The organism is Pseudomonas sp. Root71 (genome assembly GCF_001429045.1).
GTDB lineage: Bacteria > Pseudomonadota > Gammaproteobacteria > Pseudomonadales > Pseudomonadaceae > Aquipseudomonas > Aquipseudomonas monachiensis.
Genome location: NZ_LMHY01000012.1, coordinates 191,051 through 215,673 on the forward strand (window position 1 = coordinate 191,051; position 24,623 = coordinate 215,673).

The 24,623-nt window shown below is 61.4% G+C and carries 27 protein-coding genes and 1 pseudogene; 22 read left to right on the forward strand and 6 right to left on the reverse strand.

The features are described from left to right. The first annotated feature begins 22 nt into the window (after window positions 1–22). From ASD95_RS10880 to ASD95_RS10920, 9 genes are all read left to right on the forward strand, one after another. Window positions 23–2,290, forward strand: coding sequence for a chemotaxis protein CheA (locus ASD95_RS10880; RefSeq protein WP_056721605.1), 2,268 nt, complete (start codon window positions 23–25; stop codon window positions 2,288–2,290). 48 nt (window positions 2,291–2,338) lie between these two features. Further along, window positions 2,339–3,469, forward strand: a complete 1,131-nt coding sequence (locus ASD95_RS10885; protein ID WP_056721607.1) for a protein-glutamate methylesterase/protein-glutamine glutaminase — start codon at window positions 2,339–2,341, stop codon at window positions 3,467–3,469. Beyond that, window positions 3,469–4,209 carry a flagellar motor protein gene (locus tag ASD95_RS10890; RefSeq protein WP_056721609.1) on the forward strand — a complete coding sequence of 247 codons (741 nt, stop codon included), beginning with the start codon at window positions 3,469–3,471 and terminating at the stop codon, window positions 4,207–4,209. The genes ASD95_RS10885 and ASD95_RS10890 overlap by 1 nt, the downstream gene beginning before the upstream one ends. A 12-nt stretch (window positions 4,210–4,221) precedes the next feature. Beyond that, the gene (gene motD, locus ASD95_RS10895) at window positions 4,222–5,112 is read left to right on the forward strand and encodes a flagellar motor protein MotD (RefSeq protein ID WP_056721611.1); all 891 of its coding nucleotides are present in this window, start codon (window positions 4,222–4,224) and stop codon (window positions 5,110–5,112) included. A 43-nt stretch (window positions 5,113–5,155) separates the two neighbouring features. Continuing rightward, complete coding sequence (locus ASD95_RS10900) at window positions 5,156–5,944, forward strand: ParA family protein (protein WP_056721613.1); 789 nt, start codon at window positions 5,156–5,158, stop codon at window positions 5,942–5,944. 117 nt (window positions 5,945–6,061) lie between these two features. Further along, on the forward strand, window positions 6,062–7,021 hold the full coding sequence (locus tag ASD95_RS10905) for a CheW domain-containing protein (protein ID WP_056722288.1): 960 nt from the start codon (window positions 6,062–6,064) through the stop codon (window positions 7,019–7,021). 76 nt (window positions 7,022–7,097) lie between these two features. After that, window positions 7,098–7,583 (forward strand): chemotaxis protein CheW, encoded by a 486-nt coding sequence (locus ASD95_RS10910; RefSeq protein ID WP_007980742.1) that lies wholly within the window; start codon window positions 7,098–7,100, stop codon window positions 7,581–7,583. Continuing rightward, window positions 7,584–7,976, forward strand: coding sequence for a DUF2802 domain-containing protein (locus ASD95_RS10915; RefSeq protein WP_056721615.1), 393 nt, complete (start codon window positions 7,584–7,586; stop codon window positions 7,974–7,976). A 310-nt stretch (window positions 7,977–8,286) separates the two neighbouring features. Next, complete coding sequence (locus ASD95_RS10920) at window positions 8,287–8,784, forward strand: DUF6622 family protein (RefSeq protein WP_056721617.1); 498 nt, start codon at window positions 8,287–8,289, stop codon at window positions 8,782–8,784. A 155-nt stretch (window positions 8,785–8,939) separates the two neighbouring features. On the opposite strand, the gene ASD95_RS10925 is transcribed toward ASD95_RS10920, so the two are convergent. Next, entirely contained in the window at window positions 8,940–9,269 is a 330-nt protein-coding gene (locus ASD95_RS10925) for an EscU/YscU/HrcU family type III secretion system export apparatus switch protein (RefSeq protein ID WP_056721619.1), read from the reverse strand. Next, complete coding sequence (fliK, locus tag ASD95_RS10930; RefSeq protein WP_056721621.1) at window positions 9,266–10,840, reverse strand: flagellar hook-length control protein FliK; 1,575 nt, start codon at window positions 10,838–10,840, stop codon at window positions 9,266–9,268. Before fliK ends, ASD95_RS10925 begins: the two co-directional genes overlap by 4 nt. Before the next feature lie 199 nt (window positions 10,841–11,039). On the opposite strand from fliK, the gene ccmA reads away from it, so the two are divergent. The 12 genes and pseudogenes from ccmA to phnN all read left to right on the forward strand — a co-directional run bounded on the left by ccmA (window position 11,040) and on the right by phnN (window position 19,253). Further along, a complete protein-coding gene (gene ccmA, locus ASD95_RS10935) occupies window positions 11,040–11,675 on the forward strand; it encodes a cytochrome c biogenesis heme-transporting ATPase CcmA (RefSeq protein ID WP_046037681.1) in 636 nt (211 codons plus the stop codon). Then, the gene (gene ccmB, locus ASD95_RS10940; protein ID WP_056721623.1) at window positions 11,672–12,340 is read left to right on the forward strand and encodes a heme exporter protein CcmB; all 669 of its coding nucleotides are present in this window, start codon (window positions 11,672–11,674) and stop codon (window positions 12,338–12,340) included. Before ccmA ends, ccmB begins: the two co-directional genes overlap by 4 nt. 90 nt (window positions 12,341–12,430) lie before the next feature. After that, window positions 12,431–13,186 carry a heme ABC transporter permease gene (locus ASD95_RS10945; protein WP_056721625.1) on the forward strand — a complete coding sequence of 252 codons (756 nt, stop codon included), beginning with the start codon at window positions 12,431–12,433 and terminating at the stop codon, window positions 13,184–13,186. After that, a complete protein-coding gene (gene ccmD, locus ASD95_RS10950; RefSeq protein ID WP_056721626.1) occupies window positions 13,183–13,359 on the forward strand; it encodes a heme exporter protein CcmD in 177 nt (58 codons plus the stop codon). The genes ASD95_RS10945 and ccmD overlap by 4 nt, the downstream gene beginning before the upstream one ends. Beyond that, the gene (ccmE, locus tag ASD95_RS10955) at window positions 13,356–13,811 is read left to right on the forward strand and encodes a cytochrome c maturation protein CcmE (protein ID WP_056721628.1); all 456 of its coding nucleotides are present in this window, start codon (window positions 13,356–13,358) and stop codon (window positions 13,809–13,811) included. The genes ccmD and ccmE overlap by 4 nt, the downstream gene beginning before the upstream one ends. A 3-nt stretch (window positions 13,812–13,814) precedes the next feature. Then, window positions 13,815–15,803: a heme lyase CcmF/NrfE family subunit gene (locus ASD95_RS10960; protein ID WP_056721630.1), complete on the forward strand. Its 1,989-nt coding sequence runs from the start codon at window positions 13,815–13,817 to the stop codon at window positions 15,801–15,803. Further along, window positions 15,800–16,336 carry a DsbE family thiol:disulfide interchange protein gene (locus ASD95_RS10965; RefSeq protein WP_056721631.1) on the forward strand — a complete coding sequence of 179 codons (537 nt, stop codon included), beginning with the start codon at window positions 15,800–15,802 and terminating at the stop codon, window positions 16,334–16,336. The genes ASD95_RS10960 and ASD95_RS10965 overlap by 4 nt, the downstream gene beginning before the upstream one ends. Continuing rightward, on the forward strand, window positions 16,333–16,806 hold the full coding sequence (locus tag ASD95_RS10970; RefSeq protein ID WP_056721633.1) for a cytochrome c-type biogenesis protein: 474 nt from the start codon (window positions 16,333–16,335) through the stop codon (window positions 16,804–16,806). The genes ASD95_RS10965 and ASD95_RS10970 overlap by 4 nt, the downstream gene beginning before the upstream one ends. After that, window positions 16,799–18,001, forward strand: coding sequence for a c-type cytochrome biogenesis protein CcmI (gene ccmI / locus ASD95_RS10975; protein WP_056721635.1), 1,203 nt, complete (start codon window positions 16,799–16,801; stop codon window positions 17,999–18,001). Before ASD95_RS10970 ends, ccmI begins: the two co-directional genes overlap by 8 nt. A 14-nt stretch (window positions 18,002–18,015) precedes the next feature. After that, entirely contained in the window at window positions 18,016–18,423 is a 408-nt protein-coding gene (locus ASD95_RS28570; RefSeq protein ID WP_082562888.1) for a hypothetical protein, read from the forward strand. Between the two features lie 60 nt (window positions 18,424–18,483). Next, window positions 18,484–18,666: pseudogene (locus ASD95_RS29120) on the forward strand (alpha-D-ribose 1-methylphosphonate 5-triphosphate diphosphatase); the annotation flags it as partial. Between the two features lie 20 nt (window positions 18,667–18,686). Next, window positions 18,687–19,253 (forward strand): phosphonate metabolism protein/1,5-bisphosphokinase (PRPP-forming) PhnN, encoded by a 567-nt coding sequence (gene phnN / locus ASD95_RS10980; RefSeq protein ID WP_056721637.1) that lies wholly within the window; start codon window positions 18,687–18,689, stop codon window positions 19,251–19,253. A gap of 68 nt (window positions 19,254–19,321) precedes the next feature. Here phnN and ASD95_RS10985 read toward each other — a convergent pair whose 3' ends face one another. Beyond that, window positions 19,322–20,203 (reverse strand): LysR family transcriptional regulator, encoded by an 882-nt coding sequence (locus ASD95_RS10985; RefSeq protein WP_056721639.1) that lies wholly within the window; start codon window positions 20,201–20,203, stop codon window positions 19,322–19,324. Between the two features lie 248 nt (window positions 20,204–20,451). Further along, window positions 20,452–21,657 carry an MFS transporter gene (locus tag ASD95_RS10990; protein WP_056721641.1) on the reverse strand — a complete coding sequence of 402 codons (1,206 nt, stop codon included), beginning with the start codon at window positions 21,655–21,657 and terminating at the stop codon, window positions 20,452–20,454. A gap of 235 nt (window positions 21,658–21,892) precedes the next feature. On the opposite strand from ASD95_RS10990, the gene ASD95_RS10995 reads away from it, so the two are divergent. After that, window positions 21,893–22,522, forward strand: coding sequence for a hypothetical protein (locus ASD95_RS10995; protein ID WP_056721642.1), 630 nt, complete (start codon window positions 21,893–21,895; stop codon window positions 22,520–22,522). 84 nt (window positions 22,523–22,606) lie between these two features. On the opposite strand, the gene ASD95_RS11000 is transcribed toward ASD95_RS10995, so the two are convergent. Continuing rightward, complete coding sequence (locus ASD95_RS11000) at window positions 22,607–23,605, reverse strand: sulfate ABC transporter substrate-binding protein (protein ID WP_056721644.1); 999 nt, start codon at window positions 23,603–23,605, stop codon at window positions 22,607–22,609. A gap of 173 nt (window positions 23,606–23,778) precedes the next feature. Next, a complete protein-coding gene (locus tag ASD95_RS11005) occupies window positions 23,779–24,603 on the reverse strand; it encodes an ion transporter (protein ID WP_056721646.1) in 825 nt (274 codons plus the stop codon). Between the last annotated feature and the right edge of the window lie 20 nt (window positions 24,604–24,623).

Here is a 24,623-nt window from a genome sequence, read left to right on the forward strand (position 1 = left end):
GACCTGTAGGAGCACCCCCTTAATGAGCTTCGGCGCCGATGAAGAGATCCTTCAGGATTTCCTGGTTGAGGCCGGCGAGATTCTAGAGCAACTGTCCGAGCAACTGGTCGAGCTGGAAAGCCGTCCGGATGATGCGGATCTGCTCAATGCAATTTTTCGCGGTTTTCACACTGTAAAAGGGGGCGCCGGCTTCCTCCAGCTCAACGAGCTGGTGGAGTGCTGCCACATCGCCGAGAACGTGTTCGACATCCTGCGCAAGGGTGAGCGTCGCGTCGACTCGGAACTGATGGACGTGGTTCTCGAAGCCCTGGACGCGGTGAACAGCATGTTCAGCGAGGTCCGCGAACGCAGCCCGATCACGGCCGCGACACCGCAACTGCTCGCGGCGCTGGCCCGGTTGGCCGAGCCGCAATCGGCTGACGAAGTGGCGCCTGCGCCCGTCGCCGAGGTGATTGAAGAACCGGTGGCCGAATCCGGTTCCGACGACATCACCGACACCGAATTCGAACAACTGCTGGACTCGCTGAACGCCGTCAAGGCCCAGGCCGAGGCCCCGACGGTTGCTCCAGCGCCCGCCGGCAATGCCGCTGGCAGCGACGAAATCACCGATGCCGAGTTCGAGTCGTTGCTCGATCAACTGCACGGTAAAGGCCAGTTCGCCGTTGACGCGGTTGTCCCGGCGACCGCTGCGCCAGAAGTGCCGAAAGCGGCTGGCGACAGTTCCGATATTACTGACGACGAATTCGAAGCACTGCTCGACCAACTGCACGGCAAGGGTAACTTTGCTGTCGAGGCTTTGGAGTCGGCCATTGCTTCGGTGCCTGCACCTGCGGCACCAAGCGCGGTGGCGGCCGGCAGCGATCTGATTTCCGATCACGAGTTCGAAGCGCTGCTCGACGAATTGCACGGCAAAGGCAAGTTCACTGAAGTGGGCGCAACGGCTGGAACGGCAACCGGCGCCAACGCCTCGGTTGTGGCACCTGCCGCCAAGGCAGCCGCGCCGAAACCCGTGGCGAAGGCTCCTGAGCCAAAAGCCGAAACACCGGCCCCTGTGGCCGCCGCCGCACCGGCTGCTGCCCGCGCCCCGGCCGCGCCTGCTGCGGAAAAACCGGCGAGCGAAGCCGAGACCACCGTGCGTGTCGATACCGCGCGTCTCGACGAGATCATGAACATGGTCGGCGAGTTGGTGCTGGTGCGTAACCGCCTGGTCCGCCTGGGTCTCAACAGCGGCGACGAAGCCATGTCCAAGGCCGTGTCGAACCTCGACGTGGTCACCGCCGACCTGCAAACCGCGGTCATGAAGACCCGGATGCAACCGATCAAGAAAGTCTTCGGACGCTTCCCGCGCCTGGTCCGCGACCTGGCTCGCCAGCTCAAGAAAGAGATCAACCTGGAACTGGTCGGTGAAGAAACCGACCTCGACAAGAACCTCGTCGAGGCCCTGGCCGATCCGTTGGTCCACTTGGTGCGCAACGCAGTCGACCACGGCATCGAATCTCCGGAAGAGCGCGAAGCCTCGGGCAAGGCCCGTGGCGGCAAGGTCATCCTGGCGGCCGAGCAGGAGGGCGATCACATCCTGCTGTCGATCTCCGATGACGGCAAAGGCATGGACCCGAATGTCCTGCGCTCCATCGCGGTTAAACGCGGTGTGATGGACAAGGATGCCGCCGATCGCCTGAGCGACACCGAATGCTACAACCTGATCTTCGCCCCGGGTTTCTCGACCAAGACCGAGATCTCCGACGTGTCGGGTCGCGGCGTGGGCATGGACGTGGTGAAAACCAAGATTTCCCAGCTCAACGGCTCGATCAACATCTACTCGGCCAAGGGCCAGGGTTCGAAGATCGTTATCAAGGTGCCGCTGACCCTGGCGATCATGCCGACGCTGATGGTGATGCTCGGCAACCAGGCGTTCGCGTTCCCGCTGGTGAACGTCAACGAGATCTTCCACCTCGACCTGTCGACCACCAACGTCGTGGACGGCCAGGAAGTGGTGATCGTGCGGGACAAGGCGCTGCCATTGTTCTATCTCAAACGCTGGCTGGTCAGCTCCGCCGCTCACGAAGAGCAGCGCGAGGGCCATGTGGTGATCCTTTCGGTGGGCACGCAGCGGATCGGCTTTGTCGTCGATCAACTGGTGGGCCAGGAAGAAGTGGTCATCAAGCCATTGGGCAAAATGCTCCAGGGAACTCCGGGCATGTCCGGCGCCACCATTACCGGTGACGGCCGCATCGCGCTGATTCTCGATGTTCCGAGCATGCTCAAGCGTTACGCCACACGGCGTATTTGATTCTGGTGGAGCGGGGCGCCTGGCCTCGCTCCATCTAATGGAGTGTTTATGGCAGTCAAAGTCCTGGTGGTGGACGATTCGGGGTTTTTCCGCCGCCGCGTCTCGGAAATTCTTTCAGCGGATTCCAATATCCAGGTCGTCGGCACGGCGACCAACGGCAAAGAGGCGATTGATCAGGCGCTGGCCCTCAAGCCCGACGTGATCACCATGGACTACGAGATGCCGATGATGGACGGCATCACTGCCGTGCGGCACATCATGCAACGCTGCCCGACCCCGGTCCTGATGTTCTCATCGCTGACCCACGAAGGCGCCCGGGTCACCCTCGATGCGCTGGATGCCGGCGCGGTGGACTTCCTGCCGAAGAATTTCGAAGACATCTCGCGCAACCCCGAGAAGGTCAAGCAACTGCTGTGCGAAAAGATCCTGAGCATCTCGCGCAGCAATCGTCGCGTCAGCACTTACAGCGCTCCGGCGCCTGTGGCCGCACCCGCTCCAACACCCGCGTCTTCCAGTATCGGCAGTTACGGCAGCAGCGCGCCCGTGCGTCCGGCGCCAGCACCGATCCCTGCGCGGACCCATGGGGCCACGGCGTCGTCGCCCGCGCCGAAACGCAAAGCCTACAAACTGGTGGCCATCGGTACGTCCACTGGCGGCCCGGTCGCGCTGCAGCGGGTCTTGACCCAATTGCCGGCCAACTTCCCGGCCCCGATCGTGCTGGTCCAACACATGCCGGCCGCCTTCACCAAGGCCTTCGCCGAGCGCCTGGACAAGCTCTGCCGCATCAGCGTCAAGGAAGCCGAGGATGGCGATATCCTGCGTCCGGGCCTGGCGCTACTGGCGCCGGGTGGCAAGCAGATGATGATCGACGGCCGTGGCGCGGTGAAAATCCTCCCGGGTGACGAACGTCTCAACTACAAGCCGTGCGTGGACATCACCTTCGGTTCGGCAGCCAGGACCTACGGTGACAAAGTTCTGGCGGTGGTCCTGACCGGCATGGGCGCCGACGGCCGCGAAGGCGCGCGCCTGCTCAAGCAGGGCGGCAGTTCGATCTGGGCGCAGGACGAAGCCAGTTGCGTGATCTACGGCATGCCGATGGCCATCGTCAAAGCTGAACTCGCCGACGCGGTGTACAGCCTCGACGACATTGGCAAGCACCTGGTCGAGGCCTGTATCTGATGGATGTTCTAAGCCTGATTGGCATCATCATGGCCTTTGTCGCCATCATCGGCGGCAACTACCTTGAAGGCGGTCACCTTGGCGCCCTGGCCAACGGTCCGGCAGCGCTGATCGTGCTCGGCGGCACCATTGGCGCCGCGCTGCTGCAATCGCCGATGAGCGCCTTCAAGCGCGCCATGCAGATCCTCACCTGGATCCTGTTCCCGCCCCGTGTCGACCTGGCCGGTGGCATCGACCGCGTGGTGAACTGGAGCCTGACCGCCCGCAAGGAAGGCCTGCTGGGCCTCGAAGGCATCGCTGACGCCGAGCCCGACAACTACGCACGCAAAGGTCTGCAACTGCTGGTTGACGGCGCCGAGCCGGAAGCGATCCGCAGCATTCTGGAAGTGGATTTCTACACCCAGGAAAGCCGCGACATCGAAGCGGCCAAAGTCTTCGAAAGCATGGGCGGTTACGCGCCGACCATCGGCATCATCGGTGCGGTGATGGGCCTGATTCATGTCATGGGCAACCTCGCTGATCCATCGCAACTGGGCAGCGGTATTGCCGTGGCGTTCGTCGCCACCATCTACGGCGTGGCCAGTGCCAACCTGGTGCTGCTGCCGATCGCCGCCAAACTCAAATCCATTGCGCTGCGCCAGTCGCGTTATCGCGAAATGCTGCTGGAAGGGCTCCTGTCGATCGCCGAAGGTGAAAACCCACGCTCCATTGAGTTGAAGCTTCAGGGCTTCATGGATTAAGGGAATAAACTCATGGCCCGTCGTCGGCATCAGGAAGAACACGTTAACCACGAGCGCTGGCTGGTGTCCTATGCGGATTTCATCACCTTGCTGTTCGCCTTTTTCGTGGTGATGTACTCGATCTCGTCGATCAATGAAGGCAAGTACAAGGTCATTTCCGAGGCGCTGATCGGGGTCTTTACCGATTCCGATCGTTCGCTCAAGCCCATCCCGATCGGTGACGAGCGGCCGAAGACCGTGACCCCGGCCAAGCCGCTGGTCAAGGACAGTGACCAGGTCGATGCCGGCGTCTCCGGCGCCAGCGATCCGCTCAAGAGCATTGCCGACGACATCAGTGCGGCGTTCGGTGACCTGATCAGCTCCAACCAGATGACCGTGCGCGGCAACGAGTTGTGGGTCGAGATCGAACTCAATTCCAGCCTGTTGTTCGGCAGCGGCGACGCCATGCCCAGCGACATCGCGTTCAACATCATCGACAAGGTCGCGGCGATCCTGAAACCGTTCGACAACCCGATCCATGTCGAAGGTTTCACCGACGATCAACCGATCCGCACCGCGCAGTACCCGACCAACTGGGAGCTGTCCTCGGCCCGCTCGGCGAGCATCGTGCGCATGCTGGCGATGCAGGGAGTGAACCCCGGTCGCCTGGCTTCGGTGGGTTACGGCGAGTTTCAGCCGGTGGCCAACAACGCCACCGCTGAAGGCCGCGCCCGCAATCGTCGCGTGGTGCTGGTGGTATCGCGCAACCTCGATGTTCGCCGCAGCCTGACCGGCACCGGAACCGCCCATGCGCAACCGGATGCCGCATTGAAGCGTGCTGGCACACAAACTGCACCGACCCCGGTCAAGTCGCCGGTACGAGAGAACGCCGTCAATTCTCCGTCACCCGCATTAACACGTTGAGCTATTTCTCGGTCGATCCGTTCGGCCGGGAGGAACAATCCGAATGAGAGTCTGGGCAGTCGCCAATCAAAAGGGTGGTGTCGGTAAAACCACTTCCTCCATCGCTTTAGCCGGTTTACTGGCGGAGGCGGGCAAGCGCGTGGTCGTGGTCGATCTCGACCCCCACGGCTCGATGACCAGCTACTTCGGCTACGATCCCGACGCCCTGGAGCACAGCAGCTACGACCTGTTCCTGCACAAGGGCAACGTGCCCCAAGGCCTGCCGGGTCAACTGCTGCTGTCGACCAGTGACGAACGCATCTCCCTGTTGCCCTCCAGCACCGCGCTGGCCACCCTTGAGCGCCAGTCGCCGGGGCAGAGCGGTTTGGGCCTGGTGATTGCCAAGAGCCTGGCGCAATTGTGGCAGGACTTCGATTACGCCGTGATCGACAGCCCGCCCTTGCTTGGCGTGCTGATGGTCAATGCCTTGGCGGCGAGCCAGCAGCTGGTGATCCCGGTGCAGACCGAACACCTGGCGGTCAAGGGCCTGGAGCGCATGGTCAACACCTTGGCGATGATCAACCGTTCGCGCAAACAGGCGTTGCCCTTCACCATCGTGCCGACCCTGTTTGACCGACGCACCCAGGCGTCCCTCGGAACCTTGCGCGTGCTGCGCGACAAATTCCCCGAGGAAATCTGGCAAGGCTACATCCCGGTGGACACGCGCCTGCGCGATGCCAGCCGCGCCGGTCTGACGCCTTCGCAGTTCGACGGCAAGAGCCGTGGCGTTCTCGCTTACCGCGCGTTGCTCAAGCATTTGCTGGCGGCGCAACTTGTCGCGCAGGTGGCGTGACATGAGCCCAATTCCCGTAGGAGCTGCCGCAGGCTGCGATCTTTTGATCTTGCTTGGCGGAGCCCTTGATATCGCTAAAAGATCGCAGCCTGCGGCAGCTCCTACAGGGGGATGCCGATGAATCGGCCATTGAAGCTCACATCGCGCCCGCAACTGGCGTTGCAGTCGTACCTGGACAGCCTGCTGCAAGACGCGACCGAGGACATGGCGCCTGAGATTGAGGCGCTGGCCGAAGTTGTCGAAGCGGTGAAAGTCATCGAAGAGCAAGCCGTGCTGGACGAGTTCCAGGCTGCGGTGCTCGAGGAGCAGGTCCGGGATGCACAGAAGTCCGCAGTGGCTGCCGCGCCGGTTGTTGCGCCTTTGGCAAAGACTCCCGTAGCCGTGGCCGAAGCCCCGGAACCCGTTCTGGCACCGGTTTCGACCCTTGCGCCACTGTTGCAAACCCTGGTGGTTCCCGTCATTGACGTGCCGGTAGAGCTGGTGACACCGCAGATCGAGGAGCCTCAGGCGCTGGTGCCGCCAGTCGTTGAAGTGCACCTGCCGCCGAGCAATACGCCGCCACCGGTGGAAACCGATGGTCGGCCGTCCTGGGCTGCCGAACCCTTCGAATGCCTGTTGTTCGATGTTGCCGGCTTGACCCTGGCGGTGCCGCTGGTGTGCCTGGGGTCGATTTACTCCCTGGCCGGCCACGAGTTGACGCCGTTGTTCGGTCAGCCGGAGTGGTTCCTGGGCATCCTGCCGAGCCAGGCCGGCAACCTCAAGGTGCTCGATACCGCGCGTTGGGTCATGCCCGACCGTTATCGCGACGATTTCAAGCAGGGCCTGCAATACGTGATTTCGGTGCAAGGCTACGAGTGGGGGCTGGCGGTGCATCAGGTCAGCCGCTCGTTGCGTCTGGACCCGAATGAAATCAAATGGAGAAGTCATCGAGGTCAGCGGCCATGGCTCGCCGGCACGGTGATTGAACACATGTGCGCCTTGCTCGACGTCGCCTCGTTGGCCGAGCTGATCGCCAGTGGCGGGGCAAAGCACATGTCCGGCAGCAAGCCGGGCCACAAACCGACATCAGTCAAATAAACAAAACAGGCGACGTCACTCTGATGATGTTGCACGGAACACACACCGCCAGGGCGGTTTCTTGAGGGGGCAGGGTATGAATGACAAGGCAACGGCGGCAAAGGGTTCCGAAGATCCGATCCTGCAATGGGTCACCTTCAAGCTGGATAACGAGACCTACGGCATCAACGTGATGCGCGTTCAGGAAGTCCTGCGTTACACCGAAATCGCCCCGGTCCCGGGTGCCCCGAGCTATGTGCTGGGCATCATCAACCTGCGCGGCAACGTCGTCACCGTGATCGACACTCGCCAGCGCTTCGGCCTGATGAATGCCGAAATCAGCGACAACACCCGTATCGTCATCATCGAAGCCGACAAGCAAGTGGTCGGGATCATGGTCGACAGCGTGGCCGAAGTGGTTTACCTGCGTCAGTCGGAAATCGAAACCGCGCCGAACGTGGGTAACGAAGAGTCCGCCAAGTTCATTCAAGGCGTGTGCAACAAGAACAACGAATTGCTCATCCTGGTCGAGCTCGACAAGATGATGAGCGAAGAAGAATGGTCGGAACTGGAGAGTATCTGATTGATTCTCGAGGTGGCGGTCATTGTCCTGTTCCTGTTCTGGGCAGGCACGCTGGCAATGTTCCTGGCGTACATTCGCGGTCAGAAGCAGATCGTCGCGCAACAGGCCAAGGTTGATGCGCTGCGCGATCAGCGCATCAAGGACCTGGCCAAGCGCGTCGACGACTACCAGAACGGCAACGTGCGCATGGGCGAAGACCTGCATGAACTGCGGGCGATCGTGGCGCCATTGCCGGACAAACTCGCTCAGCTGGAACAACGCGACCCCACAAGCCTGTCGTTTGCCCAGGCGGCGCGACTGGTCGGGATGGGCGCCAGCGTCAACGAACTGACCCAGTCCTGCGGCTTGACCCAGGCTGAAGCGGAGTTGATGAGCAAGCTGCACAAGAACTGAGTGTTGCGATCAGGCTGAAATCGCTTTCGTCGGAACGCCGCCCGGAGCAAGCCCGCTCCCACACTGGATCAATGTCGTACACAAAATTTGTGTCACAGAAGACCAAATGTGGGAGCGGGCTTGCTCGCGAAGGCGTCTTGGAATGCGCAGCAATCTTCCCCGCGATCCGACTCATTCCTCTCTATCTTCAGACAGGGATTACGCTGTCGTAGTCTCCTGCCTATAACATTCTCAGATCCCACCGTCTTGTGATCGCAAACAGCGATCAGTAGTTTGATCTGCTCAAACATACACAGTGCCAGGAAGGCTTATGATCGACATTTTGCGTGGTACACCGCTGTGGGTTTATGCGGTGTTTTTTATTCTGAGCTACTACGGTGTCAGCGCCTGTTTCAGGAGCCACGTATCGAAAAGGTCATTGCAGATATCGCCCGTGATATTCGTGGCGTTGTCCCTCGCATCGCTCAATCCCTCCCAGGAAATTGCAATCCAGCTTTCAGTCTATACATTGGGATTGCTTGCGGGGTGGTTGCTGGCACTGCGTTTTTTCTCGTACAACAATGTGCAGTGCGAGGGGCAACATCTGGTTCTACCCGGTACGATCAAGGTACTGATTGTGTATTGGGGCTTTTTTGCCTGGCGTTATTACGAAGGTTACCAGGCGGCCATGTACCCGGAACTGGCCAATGAAATGTCGGCGGTCGCGGGGGCGGCGCTGGGGGCAGGGCTCATCAATGGTTTGATTGTTGGTCGCAGTTTCAAGCTATTGCGTTTTTTCAGGTTTGAACACGTGACGCCTCGGAGTTGATGAGCAAGTTGCGCAAGAACTGAGTTTTACAGTTTCTTGAGATTGCTATCGCGAGCAAGCTCGCTCCCACAGTAGTTGTATCTCGTACACAAAATACGTGTTCACTGAAGATCAAATGTGGGAGCGAGCTTGCTCGCGATGGCGGCCTTGAAAACTCAGTAGTCTTCCCCGCGTTCGGTAACATCCTTCTCCACCATCAGCGCATCCGGTTCCTGCCCCGCCGGAAACTTCCCCTTCAAATTCCACGCAAACGCAATGATCTCGGCAATCGTCAGATAGAGTTCCTGCGGAATGCTGTCCCCCAACTCCATCCTCGCCAGCAGCCTCACCAGCTCTGCGTTTTCGTAGATTGGCACTTCGCAGTCGCGGGCAATGCGCAGGATTTCTTCCGCCAGCGCTTCGTCGCCCTTGGCGGTGAGGGTGGGGGCGTGGGTGCCGTCGTATTTGAGGGCGATGGCCTGGCGTGGGGCGTTGGGGTTTTTCATGCGGTTTCGTCGACCCAGCGTTGTTCGAGGCGGGTTTGCGGGCCTTGGGGTGGTGTGCCGAGGTGGCAATCGAGGTCGCCGACGTTCAGGCCGGCGGACAGCAAGCGGTCACGCAGCCCGCTCAGGTTGCTTTCAATCAGGCTGGCGGTGTAAGGCCGTTCTGCCCAGAGCTGGCTGGAGAGGCTGCCCTTGATCAGTTGCGCCTGGATTTGCAGCGGCCCTAAAGGCTCCATGGCGAAGGCCAGTTCCACACGCCACAGCTGTTGTTTGGGGTCGCGTTCTTCGCGACGTTCCTTGGGCTGTTCTTTTTCGGGTGAGTCTTCACGCTGGAACTTGACCTGCAAGGGCACGATGTCCTGCATGTTGCGCATCGGGATTTCCAGTTGCCAGGTGCTCATCAGCCGTCCGTCGGCAGTTACGCCGGTTTGTTCCAGGCTCGACAGTTGATGGCTTTGCAGGCGTGAAACCGCGGCGGCGGCCAGGCGCAGCAGGTGTTCGAGGTCGTTTTCGCCGTCGGCGCCTTGCAACTGGCGTTCGGGCAGCGGGAAGCCGGTCGGCGACGGCTTGGCACTGACCTGGCCGAGCATGCCCAAAGCATTGCGGACAAAGTTCGGCATGGCCTGGGCCAGGGTGTTGGCGGCGATGATCGCGCCGAGGCTGGTGTTGGCCGGCAAGCCCTGACTCAACTGCGCAACCAGTTTGAGCAGGTCGCCTTTCATGTCCGGCGCGAGCGTCGGGTTTTGCCCGGTGAGCAGTTTGCTTTCGAGAAACACACCGCTGCTGGCCAGGGCCTGGGCCAGGCCCTTGGGGGTGCTCAACTGTTGAACATCCGGCAGGCCAGCGAGCAACCGGGCAGCGGCGCTGCGCAATTCAACGGATGTCTGGTCCGAGGGCGCAAGGTTCTGCAGGCGCTTGAGCAAGCCATCCAGCGATCCCTGGCGGCTTTGCTGGTCGACCAGTTGCCGGGTCACCGCCAGTTGTTCCTGTCGGTTGCCCAGGGGCACGAATTTCACGGTCTGGGCGTCTTGCACCTGCGCGCTCAACAAGGTGCCAATGCGCAGGGGCCGGGGGCTGTCGATGCTCAGGGTGCTGCCGTTCAGTGCGGTGTTGAGCAGGCCCACCATCGAGCGAAACACCATGGGCTGGCCGGGCACCTGGGGCAGCACTTGCGAGGTCAGCACCTTGCCCTGCAGCAGGGTGCCAACGGGCAGTTGCGCGGTGTCGAGGCGGGTGAGGGTGGTGACGTTGGAGGCAATGGCCTGTTGTACCGTCACGGCCAGGTTGCCGGCCGAGGGCTGGCTGACGACCAGCGTGGTGCCCTGGGCCAGCGGTTGATTACTGGTGGTCTGGACCGTGGTCTGGCGGCCGCTGTCGAGGGTGACCTTGAGCAGCATCTGGAAAGTCTGGTCCGCCTGCTTGAGCGACAACACTTCGGCCTGGGCGGTTTGACCGACGCTGATCAGCCCCTCCACCGGCGTCAGCAACTTGAGCAACTCACCGCTGACCACCTGCGGGCGCGAAGTCGCCGGGAGGGTTTGCGGTAGCGGGAGGATGTTCATTTCGCCTGTCATACGCGGTCACAACCTGAGGAAAATGCACTCTTTAGAGTAAGGCATGGCATGTATAATGCCGCGCCGTTGTATCCAAAAATGGCGAAAACTTTGCAATTGTTTGACGCAGCTCTCTAGAACAAGACGTCATTGCATCTATGCTGCATCTCTTTAACGGCCGCGCCAGAGCCGACTTGAACCGTATAAGGCCCGTGATCCCTTGACCAGTCCTGTCCTGCAAACCGTTGCCCTTGCCTGTGAGCGAGACCTTCGGCTGCTCTTCGAAAATCTCGATTTGAGACTGGCCAGTGGCGAAATGATGCAAATCAGCGGCCCCAACGGCAGTGGCAAGACCAGCCTGTTGCGCCTGCTCTCGGGGCTGATGCAGCCGACCGCCGGTCAGGTGCTGCTCAACGGCCAGCCGCTGAACGAACAACGCGGTGAGCTGGCGCGCAACCTGCTGTGGATCGGCCACGCTGCCGGGATCAAGGATTTGCTGACGCCGGAAGAGAACCTGAGCTGGCTGTGCGCCTTGCATCATCCGGCGACCCACGAGGCGATCTGGCAGGCGCTGGCCGCGGTCGGCCTGCGTGGTTTCGAGGATGTGCCTTGTCACACCCTGTCTGCCGGTCAGCAGCGACGCGTCGCCCTGGCGCGCCTTTACCTGGACAGTCCGCCGCTGTGGATCCTCGATGAACCCTTTACCGCCCTCGACAAGCAGGGCGTGGCACAGCTTGAATCTCATCTGGCCGGCCACTGCGAACGCGGCGGCATGGTGGTGTTGACCACCCACCACACGCTGAGCCGGATGCCGGCCGGTTATCGAGACATTGATCTGGGGAGCTGGGCCGTATGAGTGTTTTCGGCCTGCTGGTCGCCCGTGAGGCCCGTCTGCTGTTTCGCCGTCCGGCGGAACTGGCCAATCCGCTGGTGTTCTTCGCCATTGTCGTTTCGCTGTTCCCGCTGGCGGTCGGACCTGAGTCTCAATTGTTGCAAACCTTGTCTCCGGGACTGGTCTGGGTCGCGGCGCTTTTATCGGTTTTGCTCTCGCTGGACGGGCTTTTCCGCAGTGATTTCGAGGATGGATCCCTCGAACAGTGGGTCCTTTCGCCGCACCCCATGGCTCTTCTGGTTTTGGCCAAGGTGCTGGCACACTGGGCTTTTTCCGGCCTGGCACTGGTTTTGCTCGCGCCTTTGCTGGCGCTGATGCTCGGTTTGCCTGCCGCCTGTCTGCCAGTGTTGCTGCTTTCGTTGCTGCTCGGTACACCGGTACTGAGCCTGCTCGGTGCAGTGGGCGCGGCGCTGACGGTGGGCTTGAAACGCGGTGGCCTGCTGCTGGCACTGCTGATTCTGCCGTTGTACATCCCGGTGTTGATCCTCGGCAGTGGCGCCTTGCAGGCTGCCTTGCAGGGAATGCCGGCGACCGGTTATCTCCTGTGGCTTGGCAGCCTGACCGCCCTGGCGATAACCCTGACACCTTTTGCAATAGCTGCTGGCCTGAAGATCAGCGTCGGCGAATAATAACGAGGCCTGGTCATTTTTTGATCACTTCTTTTGACGGAAGGCAGGCCCTGGCTCTTCACAGTAAAGAGCAACCGTGATGGAAACAGTATGAACTGGACGTGGTTTCACAAGCTTGGCTCGCCCAAATGGTTTTACGGTATCAGCGGCAAACTGCTGCCCTGGCTGAGCGTCGCGGCGTTGCTGCTGATCGGTGTTGGCGTGGTCTGGGGCCTGGCTTTTGCGCCGCCGGACTACCAGCAGGGCAACAGCTTCCGCATCATCTATATCCACGTCCCGGCCGCCATGCTGGCCCAGTCCATCTATGTGATGCTGGCGGTGTGCGGCATCGTCAGCCTCGTGTGGAAGATGAAACTGGCCGACGTCGCCCTGCAATGCGCGGCGCCCATCGGTGCGTGGATGACCGCCGTGGCGCTGGTCACCGGGGCGATCTGGGGCAAGCCGACCTGGGGCTCGTGGTGGGTCTGGGATGCACGCCTGACGTCCATGCTTATCCTGCTGTTCCTGTACTTCGGTCTCATTGCGCTGGGCAACGCGATCAGCAATCGTGACAGCGCGGCCAAGGCTTGCGCGGTGCTGGCGATCGTCGGCGTGATCAACATCCCGATCATCAAATACTCGGTGGAGTGGTGGAACACCCTGCACCAGGGCGCGACCTTCACCCTCACCGAAAAGCCGGCGATGCCCGCCGAGATGTGGCTGCCATTGCTGCTGACGGCGTTGGGTTTCTACTGTTTCTTCGGCGCGGTCCTGCTGCTGCGCATGCGTCTTGAAGTGCTCAAGCGCGAAGCCCGCGCCAGTTGGGTCAAAGCCGAAGTGGAAAACAGCCTGGAGGTCGCTCGATGAGTTTTGCTTCATTCGGCGACTTCATCGCCATGGGTCATCATGGCCTGTATGTCTGGTCAGCCTATGGCATCTGCCTGGCGGTACTGACCCTCAACGTGGCGGTGCCGATCCTGGCCCGCAAGCGGTATCTGCAACAAGAGGCGCGTCGTCTGCGCCGGGAGAACGGCAAGTGAATCCGCTGCGCAAAAAGCGTCTTATCATCATTCTCGCGATCCTGGTCGGGGTCGGCGCTGCCGTCGGCCTGGCCCTGAGTGCCCTGCAGCAGAACATCAACCTGTTTTACACGCCGACCCAGATCGCCAACGGCGAAGCCCCGCAGGACACGCGTATCCGTGCCGGCGGCATGGTCGAGGCCGGCTCCTTGCAGCGCTCCGGCGACTCGCTGGACGTGAAGTTCGTGGTCACCGACTTCAACAAATCCGTGACCATCACTTATCGCGGCATCCTGCCGGACCTGTTCCGCGAAGGGCAGGGCATCGTCGCCTTGGGCAAGCTCAATGCCGATGGCGTGGTGGTGGCCGATGAGGTGCTGGCCAAGCACGATGAGAAGTACATGCCGCCAGAAGTGACCAAGGCCCTGAAAGACAGCGGCCAGTCGGCACCCACTCCCGTGAAAGAGGGCTAACTGATGACAGCTGGAATCTTCATTCCCGAGTTGGGCCACCTGGCCATGATCCTGGCGCTGTGTTTCGCGCTGGTTCAGGCCGTGGTGCCATTGGTCGGTGCCTGGCGCGGTGACCGCTTCTGGATGAGCCTGGCCCAGCCGGCCGCGTGGGGGCAGTTTGCATTCTTGCTGTTCGCCTTCGGTTGCCTGACCTACGCCTTCATGGTCGACGACTTCTCCGTGGCTTATGTGGCCAACAACTCCAACAGCGCCTTGCCGTGGTACTACAAATTCAGCGCCGTGTGGGGTGCCCACGAAGGCTCCCTGTTGTTGTGGGCCTTGATTCTCGGCGGCTGGACCTTCGCGGTGTCGGTGTTTTCCCGGCAGTTGCCGCAGGTCATGCTGGCCCGCGTGCTGGCGGTGATGGGCATGATCAGCACCGGTTTCCTGCTGTTCCTGATCATGACCTCGAACCCGTTCAAGCGCATCCTGCCGCAAATGCCCACTGACGGCGCCGACCTCAACCCGCTGCTGCAAGACATCGGCCTGATCGTTCACCCGCCGATGCTGTACATGGGCTACGTCGGTTTCTCGGTGGCCTTCGCCTTCGCCATCGCCGCGCTGATGGGCGGTCGCCTGGATGCCGCGTGGGCGCGCTGGTCGCGTCCGTGGACCATCGTGGCCTGGGCGTTCCTCGGCATCGGCATCACCCTCGGTTCGTGGTGGGCGTACTACGAACTCGGCTGGGGCGGCTGGTGGTTCTGGGACCCGGTGGAAAACGCCTCGTTCATGCCATGGCTGGTGGGCACCGCGCTGATCCACTCGTTGGCGGTCACGGAAAAACGTGGCGTGTTCAAGAGCTGGACCGTGTTGCTGGCCATCGCCGCATTCTCCTTGAGTCTGCTGGGTACCTTCCTCGTGCGTTCCGGCGTGCTGACATCGGTGCACGCCTTTGCCTCCGATCCGGAGCGCGGGGTGTTCATCCTGATTTTCCTGCTGTTCGTGGTCGGTGGTTCGCTGACGCTGTTCGCCCTGCGCGCGCCGGTGGTCAAGAGCCAGGTGGGCTTCAACCTCTGGTCCCGGGAAACCCTGTTGCTGGGCAACAACCTGGTACTGGTGGTGGCCGCGTCGATGATCCTGCTCGGCACCTTGTATCCGCTGATTCTGGACGCCATGACCGGCGCCAAGCTGTCGGTCGGCCCGCCGTACTTCAACGCGCTGTTCATTCCGTTGATGGCATTGCTGATGGTGGTGATGGCGGTCGGCGTGATCGTGCGCTGGAAAGACACCCCGGTGAAATGGCTGGTGAGCATGCTCACCCCGGTCCTGCTCGGCAGCGCTGCGCTGGCGGTAGTGGCCGGCGTCGCCTATGGCGATTTCAACTGGGCCGTGCTCGCGACCTTCATGCTAGCCGCCTGGGTGTTGCTGGCCGGCGTGCGTGACATCTTCGACAAGACTCGCCACAAAGGCCTGATCAAAGGTTTGCCGACCCTGACCCGCAGCTACTGGGGCATGCAGGTCGCGCACCTGGGTATTGCCGTGTGTGCGCTGGGTGTCGTGCTGTCGAGCCAGAACAGTGCCGAGCGCGACCTGCGCCTGGCGCCGGGCGAATCCATGGACCTGGGCGGCTATCAGTTCGTCTTCGAAGGCGCCAAACACTTCGAAGGCCCGAACTTCACTTCCGACAAGGGCACCGTGCGGGTGATCAAGGGCGGCAAGGAAATCAGCGTGCTGCACCCGGAAAAACGCCTTTATACCGTGCAGAACTCGGTGATGACCGAAGCGGGCATCGACGCCGGTTTCACCCGCGACCTTTATGTCGCCCTCGGTGAACCACTGGGTAACGGTGCCTGGGCCGTGCGCGTGCACGTCAAGCCGTTCGTGCGCTGGATCTGGTTTGGTGGTTTGCTGACCGGCTTCGGCGGGTTGCTGGCGGCGCTGGATCGGCGTTATCGGGTCAAGGTCAAAAGCCGCGTGCGTGAAGCACTGGGCATGTCGGGAGCCACTGCATGAAGCGTTGGTTGATGTTGTTGCCACTGGCGATTTTTCTGGTGGTCGCTGTATTCCTTTACCGTGGGTTGTACCTGGATCCGGCCGAGCTGCCTTCGGCCATGATCAACAAGCCGTTCCCGGAGTTTTCCCTGCCGTCGGTGCAGGGCGACAAGACCCTGACCCGCGCTGACATTCTGGGCAAGCCGGCGCTGGTCAACGTCTGGGGCACCTGGTGTATTTCCTGCCGGGTCGAGCACCCGGTGTTGAACAAGCTGGCCCAGCAGGGCGTGGTGATCTACGGCATCAACTACAAGGACGTCAATGCCGACGCCTTGAAGTGGCTGAAAGACTTCCACAACCCGTATGCGCTGGACATTCGTGACGACGAAGGCTCGCTGGGCCTGAACCTCGGCGTGTACGGCGCACCGGAAACCTTCTTCATCGATGCCAGGGGCATCATCCGTGACAAGTTCGTCGGCGTGATCGACGAGCAGGTCTGGCGTGAAAAACTGGCGGGCAAGTACCAGGCGCTGGTCGACGAGGCCAAGCCATGAAGCGCTGGATCGCTGCCGTTGTCCTGGGCCTGAGCCTGGCGAGTGTGGCCCACGCGGCCATCGACACCTACGAGTTCGCCAAGGAAGGTGACCGCGAACGCTTTCGCGAGCTGACCAAGGAGCTGCGTTGCCCCAAGTGTCAGAACCAGGACATCGCCGATTCCAACGCACCGATTGCCGCCGACCTGCGCAAAGAGATTTTCCGCATGCTCGGCGAGGGCAAGGACAACCAGCAGATCATCGACTTCATGGTCGATCGCTACGGTGATTTCGTCCGCTACAAGCCTGCACTGAACGCCAAGACCGCCTTGCTCTGGTTCGGCCCCGCCGGCCTGCTGCTGGGCGGTGTCGTGATCATCGCGGTGATCGTCCGCCGTCGTCGCGTGCAACGCGCCGGCACCCCGGGCTCGCTTTCTGCCGAGGAGCGCTCGCGCCTCGACCACCTGTTGGATAAAACCAAGAATGATTGATTTCTGGCTCGCTGCAGGTCTGCTGCTTCTGGTTGCCCTGAGTTTTCTGTTGATCCCGGTGCTGCGCAGCCGTCGCGCCCAGCGCGAAGAGGATCGTACCGCCCTGAACGTCGCGCTGTATCAGGAGCGTGTGGCTGAGTTGCAGACTCAGCAGGAAGAGGGCGTGCTCGATGCGGCGCAAATGGACGCCGGTCGCGCCGAAGCCGCCCGTGAATTGCTGGCGGACACCGAAGGCGCTGACGCGCCGCGGGTGTCGCGTCTGGGCAAACCCTTGCCCTTGCTGGCGGCCATTCTGGTGCCGGTGCTGGGCCTGGGCCTGTATCTGCATTTCGGTGCCAGCGACAAGGTCGAGCTGACCCGCGAATTTTCCCAGGCACCCCAGTCGATGGAAGAGATGACCCAGCGCCTGGAGCGTGCGGTCGCCGCTCAGCCGGATTCCGCTGAAGGCATGTACTTCCTCGGTCGTACCTACATGGCTCAGGATCGCCCGGCGGACGCGGCGAAGATGTTCGAACGCACCGTCAACCTGGCCGGTCGCCAGCCCGAGTTGCTCGGTCAATGGGCCCAGGCCCAGTACTTCGCCGATGGCAAGAAGTGGTCGGACAAGGTCCAGGCCCTGACCGACGAAGCGCTCAAGGCCGACCCGAAAGAAGTCACCAGCCTTGGCCTGCTGGGCATTGCCGCGTTCGAAAGCGAGCGTTATCAGGACGCCATCGATTACTGGAATCGGCTGTTGGCGCAGTTGCCGCCGGAAGATAAATCCCGCGAAGCGCTGCAAGGCGGGATTACCCGGGCCACGGAGAAGCTGGTGGCCAGTGGCGGCAAGGTTGCGCAAGCACCGGCAGCGAAGACCGCGGCGTTGCTCAAGGTCAGCGTCGACCTGGCAGCGGACCTCAAATCCAAGGTCCAGCCCGGCGACAGCGTGTTCATCTTCGCCCGTGCGATCTCCGGTCCTCCGGCCCCGCTGGCGGTCAAGCGCATGACCGTGGCCGACCTGCCGGTGACCGTCGAACTGGGCGATGCCGATGCAATGATGCCGCAATTGAAACTGTCGAACTTCCCTGAAGTCCAACTGGTTGCGCGCATTTCCCGTGCCGGCAAACCGACCGCCGGCGAATGGATAGGTCGCAGCCAACCCCTGGCCAGCAGCACCACCGCGCCGCAAACACTGACCATCGACAGCCCGGATAAATAACAGGAAGCGCCACCATGACCGCCATTGCTCGTATTGCCCTGCTCAGCGCTGTTTTGGGGTTAAGCGCTTGTGCGGTCCAGCCACCAACGGAACATCAGGCACCAACACCGTTCCCGCCGTCGCAGCCGAGCCCCACGCCATCGACGTCGCCCGTACCGAGCAAACCGACCGTCCCGGCCAAACCCTCCAAGCCGTTGCCGCGCACCTCTGCCAGCTTCGCGCCACCACCGGGGGGCAATAGCCATTGGGATCCGAAGCTTGGGGTGTATGTGCTGGATGACCAGCCCAATACCTTTTATCGCCAGCGTACCTATTACCGCTGGGATAGCGGCTGGAGTAGGTCGATCAGTCCGAACGGGCCGTGGGAAGATACTGACATCCACGGTGTACCGGGTGGCCTGGGACGGAAATTCGGGCAGTAATGCAAAAAAAGGCGACCATCGGGGGCGCCTTTTTTGTGGGCGTTGAAGTTGTGCTTTCACGGCAGGAGTATGTTGATGGGCGCACCGAACATCGTGCGCGGCCGGTCGCACTCGGGTAACGTGGCCGCCGCAGAGCTGGCCGCCGGGCTGAACGATCATGGCGAGATTGCGACGGGCCTGCGGGCCGAACTGCTGCAGGCACGCAGTCAGGACGGTTTGCCGGTGGTCCAACAAGTGTGGTGACAAGCGAAGAGGGGGTTTTGATGGCAGGCAGGTTGATCTATCTCATCGGGCCTTCAGGTTCGGGCAAGGACAGCCTGCTGGATGCCGCGCGAACGCGGTTGGCCGAACGCGGCTGCCGTATCGTGCGCCGGATCATTACCCGCTCGGCCGAAGCCGTGGGCGAGGCGGCGCTGGGCGTCAGTGCCCAGCAATTCGCCGACATGGAAGCCCGGGACGCGTTTGCCCTGAGCTGGCACGCCAATGGGTTGTCCTATGGCATCCCACGGGAAATCGACGATTGGCTGGCCGCTGGCCAGGACGTACTGGTCAATGGCTCGCGGGGGCATTTGCAGAATACGCACCTGCGCTATCCGGATGTGTTGGTGTTGTTGCTGAGCGTGGACCAGGCGGTGCTGCGTGAACGACTGCTCAAGCGCGGGCGTGAATCGGTTAGCGAGATCGATCAGCGCCTGGCACGCAATGCCCGATTCAACGAGCGGCTGCTGGCGGAAGATTCTGCCGTGCACCTGCTCGACAACTCCGGGCCGCTGGAGCTTACGGTCGAACGCTTGCTGGCCTGCATTGACGAGCAAGCTCCTCGCGCCTGACGTTGCCGGGCACCGGTGATGCCCGGCAAGTGCCAGCCTGCGATCTGTTGATTTTGATTCAACGGTTTTTACCCCGCCAACAACCCCTGCACATACTCCACAAACGCCCGAGCCTTGGCACTGGCCATTCTCCCAGTGGGGAACACCGCCCACAGGTCCAGGTTCGGCAGTGCCCAGTCCTTCATCACTTCCCGGACCGAGCCGTCGGCCAGTTCCGGTGCGAACATCCATTGCGAAGCCATCGTCAGCCCTTGATGGGCCAGCACGGCTTCACGCAGGCCTTCGGCGGCATTGACGCGGATTCGGCCGCTGATGTTCACCGATTGCTCCTCGCCTGCCTTGTTGAATTGCCAACTGGCGCTGCCACCGAGGGTGTAGAGGATGGCCTGATGCTTGCGCAGGTCGGCGGGGCAGGTGGGCTCGCCGTGTTTTTCAAAGTAGGCGGGTGTGCCCAGTACCATGCGCCGGCATTCGGCGATCTTGCGGGCGGTCAGGCCCGAGTCGTTCAACACGCCCATGCGCAGGGCGATATCGACGCCTTCCTCCACCAGATTGACGTTGCGATCATCGAGCATCAGGTCGATGTCCAGCGCCGGGTTTTGCTCCAGGAAGGGCCCCAGGTGCGGAACGATGTGCAGCCGGCCGAAGGTGACAGGCGCGCAGATGCGCAGGTTGCCACTGAGCCCGTCGGCGCAGCCCCGTGCGGCATTATCGGCCTCGTCGGCTTCTTCGATGGCGCGCTTGGCCCGTTCGAAGAAGGCCAGCCCGGCTTCGGTGGGCGTGAGGCCCCGGGTCGAACGCAGCAACAGCCGCACCGCCAACCGCGATTCGAGTTGCGCGATGGTTTTCGATACGGCCGGCTGGCCGATATTCAAGCGCCGGGCCGCGGCGGAAAACGAACCGGTTTCCACCACGTAGACGAAGGTTTCCATTGAGCCGAGGCGGTCCATTGAGGGTCCTTGTGCAAACTCCGGAAGTTATCGGAAGCCTCCTGTGGGAGATTCTATGGTTGAGGGAAACCCCTCAACTGGCTTTTGGCTGATATTCGCTTTGCCCTTTCAGCAAGGCGAATAGCATCCAGCATCGCTTCAGGCGTTGAGTGTAATCGGGGTTGACCCCGGCATAACGGATCATCGTTGATCCTGGATAGGCACGGGCGCAACACAGGTGTGCGGTATGGCATTCGTTTTTTTGTGATTTACGCTGTCACCAACGAACCCTTTTGCGAAACACTCAAGAACCGCAGCAACGCCAACAGTGGAAACGCGCTGCCGACGATCACGATCCACAACCAGCCACCGTGCTCGTACACCGCGCTGGCCACCGAAGAGCCGAAGGCGCCGCCGATAAAGATGCTGGTCATGTACAGCGCATTCAGGCGGCTGCGGCTTTTGCCGTCGAGGGCGTAGACCGCGCGCTGGCCGAGGACCATGTTCATCTGCACGCAGAAGTCGAGCACCACGCCGGTCACCGCCAGGCCGATGACGCTGTAGGCCGGATGGATAAACGCCGGCATGAAACTCAGGCTGGCGAACAGCAGGGCCAGCAATGAGGCGATGCGGGTGTGGCCGGCATCGGCCAGGCGTCCGGCGATGGGGGCGGCGATGGCGCCGATGGCGCCCACCAGGGCGAAAATCGCGATCTCGCTTTGCGACAAACCGTGATTGCGCGCCAGCTCCAGGGGCACGGCGGTCCAGAACAGGCTGAAGGTGGCAAACATGCAGCCCTGGTAAAACGCCCGCTGACGCAGTACCGGTTGTTTGCGCAACAGCGTCCACAACGAGCCCAGCAACTGGCCGTAGGACGCGCTGTGATCAGGTTCACGCTTGGGAATGGTCACGGCCAGCACGATGCTGATGGCCGCCATCAACACCGCGGCTATCATGAACATCGCCCGCCAGCCCAAATGGTCGGCCACCACGCTGGACACCGGTCGGGCCAGCAGAATGCCGAGCAGCAATCCGCCCATGATCCCGCCTACCACACGGCCACGGGTTTCTTCCGGCGCCAGGTGTGCGGCCAGCGGAATCAGGACCTGCACCGACACCGAACTGAACCCCACCAACAGCGAAATCAGCAAGAACACGTTCGGCTGATCGGTAAACGCCGCCCCCAGCAGGCTGACAATCGCCACCAGGGTGGTGATGATCATCAACCGGCGGTTCTCCAGCAGATCCCCCAGCGGCACCAGGAAAAACAGCCCCAGCGCATAGCCGATCTGGGTCAGGGAGACGATCAGGCTGGCCATGGCGTTGCTCAGGCCGATGTCCGGGGCGATCAGGCCGATGATCGGTTGGGCGTAGTAGATGTTGGCGACAATCGCGCCGCAACAGAAGGCGAACAGCAGCACCATCCCTGGGGTCATTGTCGCGGTGCCGTGGGGCACCTGGGTCGCTGGGTTCATAACGGGTCTCGCTGTACGGAAAGGAATGCGCGCAGGCTAATAGGCTGACTGAAACGGCGGAAGTGGGATTGGAGTGATAACAGTCATTCCATTGCGCAATGACTGACGAACGCGTGTGTCGCCCGTCGAAGAGCCTTGCGTCAGAACGATGTAAGTGAATGATACATTCACTTACATCTTATTCGATGGCGTGCTTATGTTCTCTCTTCCTGTCTCACCACCGGAGGGTCGTCCCATGAAGGTGAAGTTTCGTCAGCTGATTCGTCGCGCTTGTGTCGTTACCTTGATCAGCGTCTTCGGCGTTGGCCTGGCCGATGCCGACGATGCTCCGGGCACGCGCATCGGGGTGCGCGGCGAGATCACCGGCGTCAGCGCGGACATTCTGAAAGTCCATGCCAACAGCGGTGAAAACGTGATGATCAACCTGACCAAGGACACCAAGGTCCGCGCCGTGACCCTGGCCAACATCGAAGACATCAAGCCTGGCAGCTACATCGGCTCGGCGGCTGTTCCCCAGGAGGATGGCACCCTCAAGGCCCTGGAGGTCCATGTCTTCCCTCCGGAGCTGGCCGGTAGTGGCGACGGTCATCGGCCGTTTGACCTGGTCAAGGGCAGCAGCATGACCAACGGCAGCGTCGGCGACCTGGTGGTGAGCAATGGCCGGGTGCTGACCGTCAACTACAAGGGCGGCCAACAGAGGATTCTGGTGCCCGAAGACGTACCCATCGTCAACCTGATACCGGCCGATCGCAGCCTGTTGAAGGTGGGTGTGAAGATCGTGACCTTTGTGACTCAGGGCGCTGATGGCACGCTCACGGCTCAATCCATTTCGGCGGGCAAGGATGGCGTGACGCCGCCGATGTAGCCGGCGCGTGGCAACCTGAGCTGAAAATGACCGCCACAAAAAAGGCGACCCGCACGGGTCGCCTTTTTCGTTAGCGTCCAGTCATCACTGACCGCTGTAGATCTGGTCGAAAACCCCGCCATCATTGAAGTGGGTCTTCTGCACGGTGCGCCAGTCGCCGAAGGTTTTCTCGACCGACAGGAAGTCCACTTTCGGGAAGCGGTCGGTGTACTTGGCCAGCACGGCCGGGTCGCGCGGGCGCAGGTAGTTCGCCGCGGCAATCTCCTGGCCTTCCGGTGACCACAGGTACTTCAGGTATTCCTCGGCCGCCGCACGGGTGCCTTTCTTGTCGACGGTCTTGTCGACCACCGACACCGGTGGCTCGGCTTCGGCGGAAACGCTTGGGTAGATGACTTCGAACTGATCGCGACCGAACTCGCGGGCAATCATTTCCGCTTCGTTCTCGAAGGTCACCAGCACATCGCCGATCTGGTTGGTCATGAAGGTGGTGGTGGCGGCACGGCCGCCGGTATCGAGTACTGGCGCTTGCTTGAACAGCTTGCCGACGAAGTCTTTGGCCTTGTTCTCGTCGCCGCCGTTTTTCAGCACGTAGCCCCAGGCCGAGAGGTAGGTGTAGCGACCGTTACCGGAGGTTTTCGGGTTCGGGACGATAACCTGGACGCCGTCCTTGAGCAGGTCGGGCCAGTCTTTCAGGGCTTTCGGGTTGCCCTTGCGCACAATGAACACGGTGGCCGAGGTGAACGGTGCGCTGTTGTTCGGCAGGCGTGTGACCCAGTTTTCCGGGACCAGTTTGCCGTTGTCCGCCAGGGCGTTGATGTCGGTGGCCATGTTCATGGTGATGACATCGGCCGGCAAACCGTCGATGACCGAACGCGCCTGTTTGCTGGAGCCGCCGAAGGACATCTGCAGGACGATGTTTTCGTTGTGCTCGGCTTGCCAGTGTTTCTGGAACGCAGTGTTGTAGTCCTTGTAGAAATCTCGCATCACGTCGTAGGAAACGTTGAGCAGGGTCGGTGCAGCCTGGGCGATGTTGCCCAGGGCCAGGCCAGCGGCGAGAAGCGAGGCGCCAAAGAGTTTTTTCACTGCGAATTCCTTTTGATGTAGGAGCTGCCGCAGGCTGCGATCCTTTGGCTTTGATTTTCAAGATCAAAAGATCGCAGCCTACGGCAGCTCCTACGGGTTATTTATTAGTTATCAACGATGTGTCGACTATAGCCGGGCTCATATAGTCCTTTAAAGATTAAAAAGCTCTTTGCTTATTCCAGTTTTTTGAACAGTGCATTGCCACAACGGGAGCAGAAAGACGCCTCGGGTTCATGGCTGTCTTTGGCGCACACCGGGCAGTCGCGATGCAACTGGCCGCCACGCATGGCCGTGGCCAGTTCGGCGGTGAAGATCCCGGTGGGCACGGCGATGATCGAGTAACCGGTGATCATCACCATCGATGAAATGACCTGGCCCAGTGCGGTCTTGGGCACGATGTCGCCGTAACCGACGGTGGTCAAGGTCACGATAGCCCAGTAAATGCCCTTGGGAATGCTGGTGAAGCCATGTTGCGGGCCTTCGACCACATACATCAGGGTGCCGAACACGATGACCAGTGTGCAGACGCTGAGCAGGAACACGAGGATTTTCTGCTTGCTGCCACGCAGGGCATCAAGCAGGTAGTGGGCTTGCTTGAGGTACGGGCCGAGCTTGAGCACGCGGAAGATCCGCAGCATCCGGATCACCCGGATGATCAGCAGGTACTGGGCATCGCTGTAGTACAGCGCGAGGATGCCGGGCACGATGGCCAGCAGGTCCACCAGTCCATAGAAACTGAAGGCATAGCGCAGGGGCTTGGGTGAGCAGTACAGGCGCAGGATGTACTCGCCGAGGAAGATCACCGTGAAGCCCCACTCGATGTACGCAAGCACGCTGGCGTAGTTCTGGTGGACGTCATCGATGCTGTCCAGGATCACCACCACCAGGCTGGCGAGGATGATCAGCAGCAAGGTGGAGTCGAAGCGTCGACCGGCAACGGTGTCGGTCTGGAAAATAATCACGTACAGGCGGTTACGCCACGTGTCGTTGCTGTTCATGCACATCGCCTTGGCCGCAA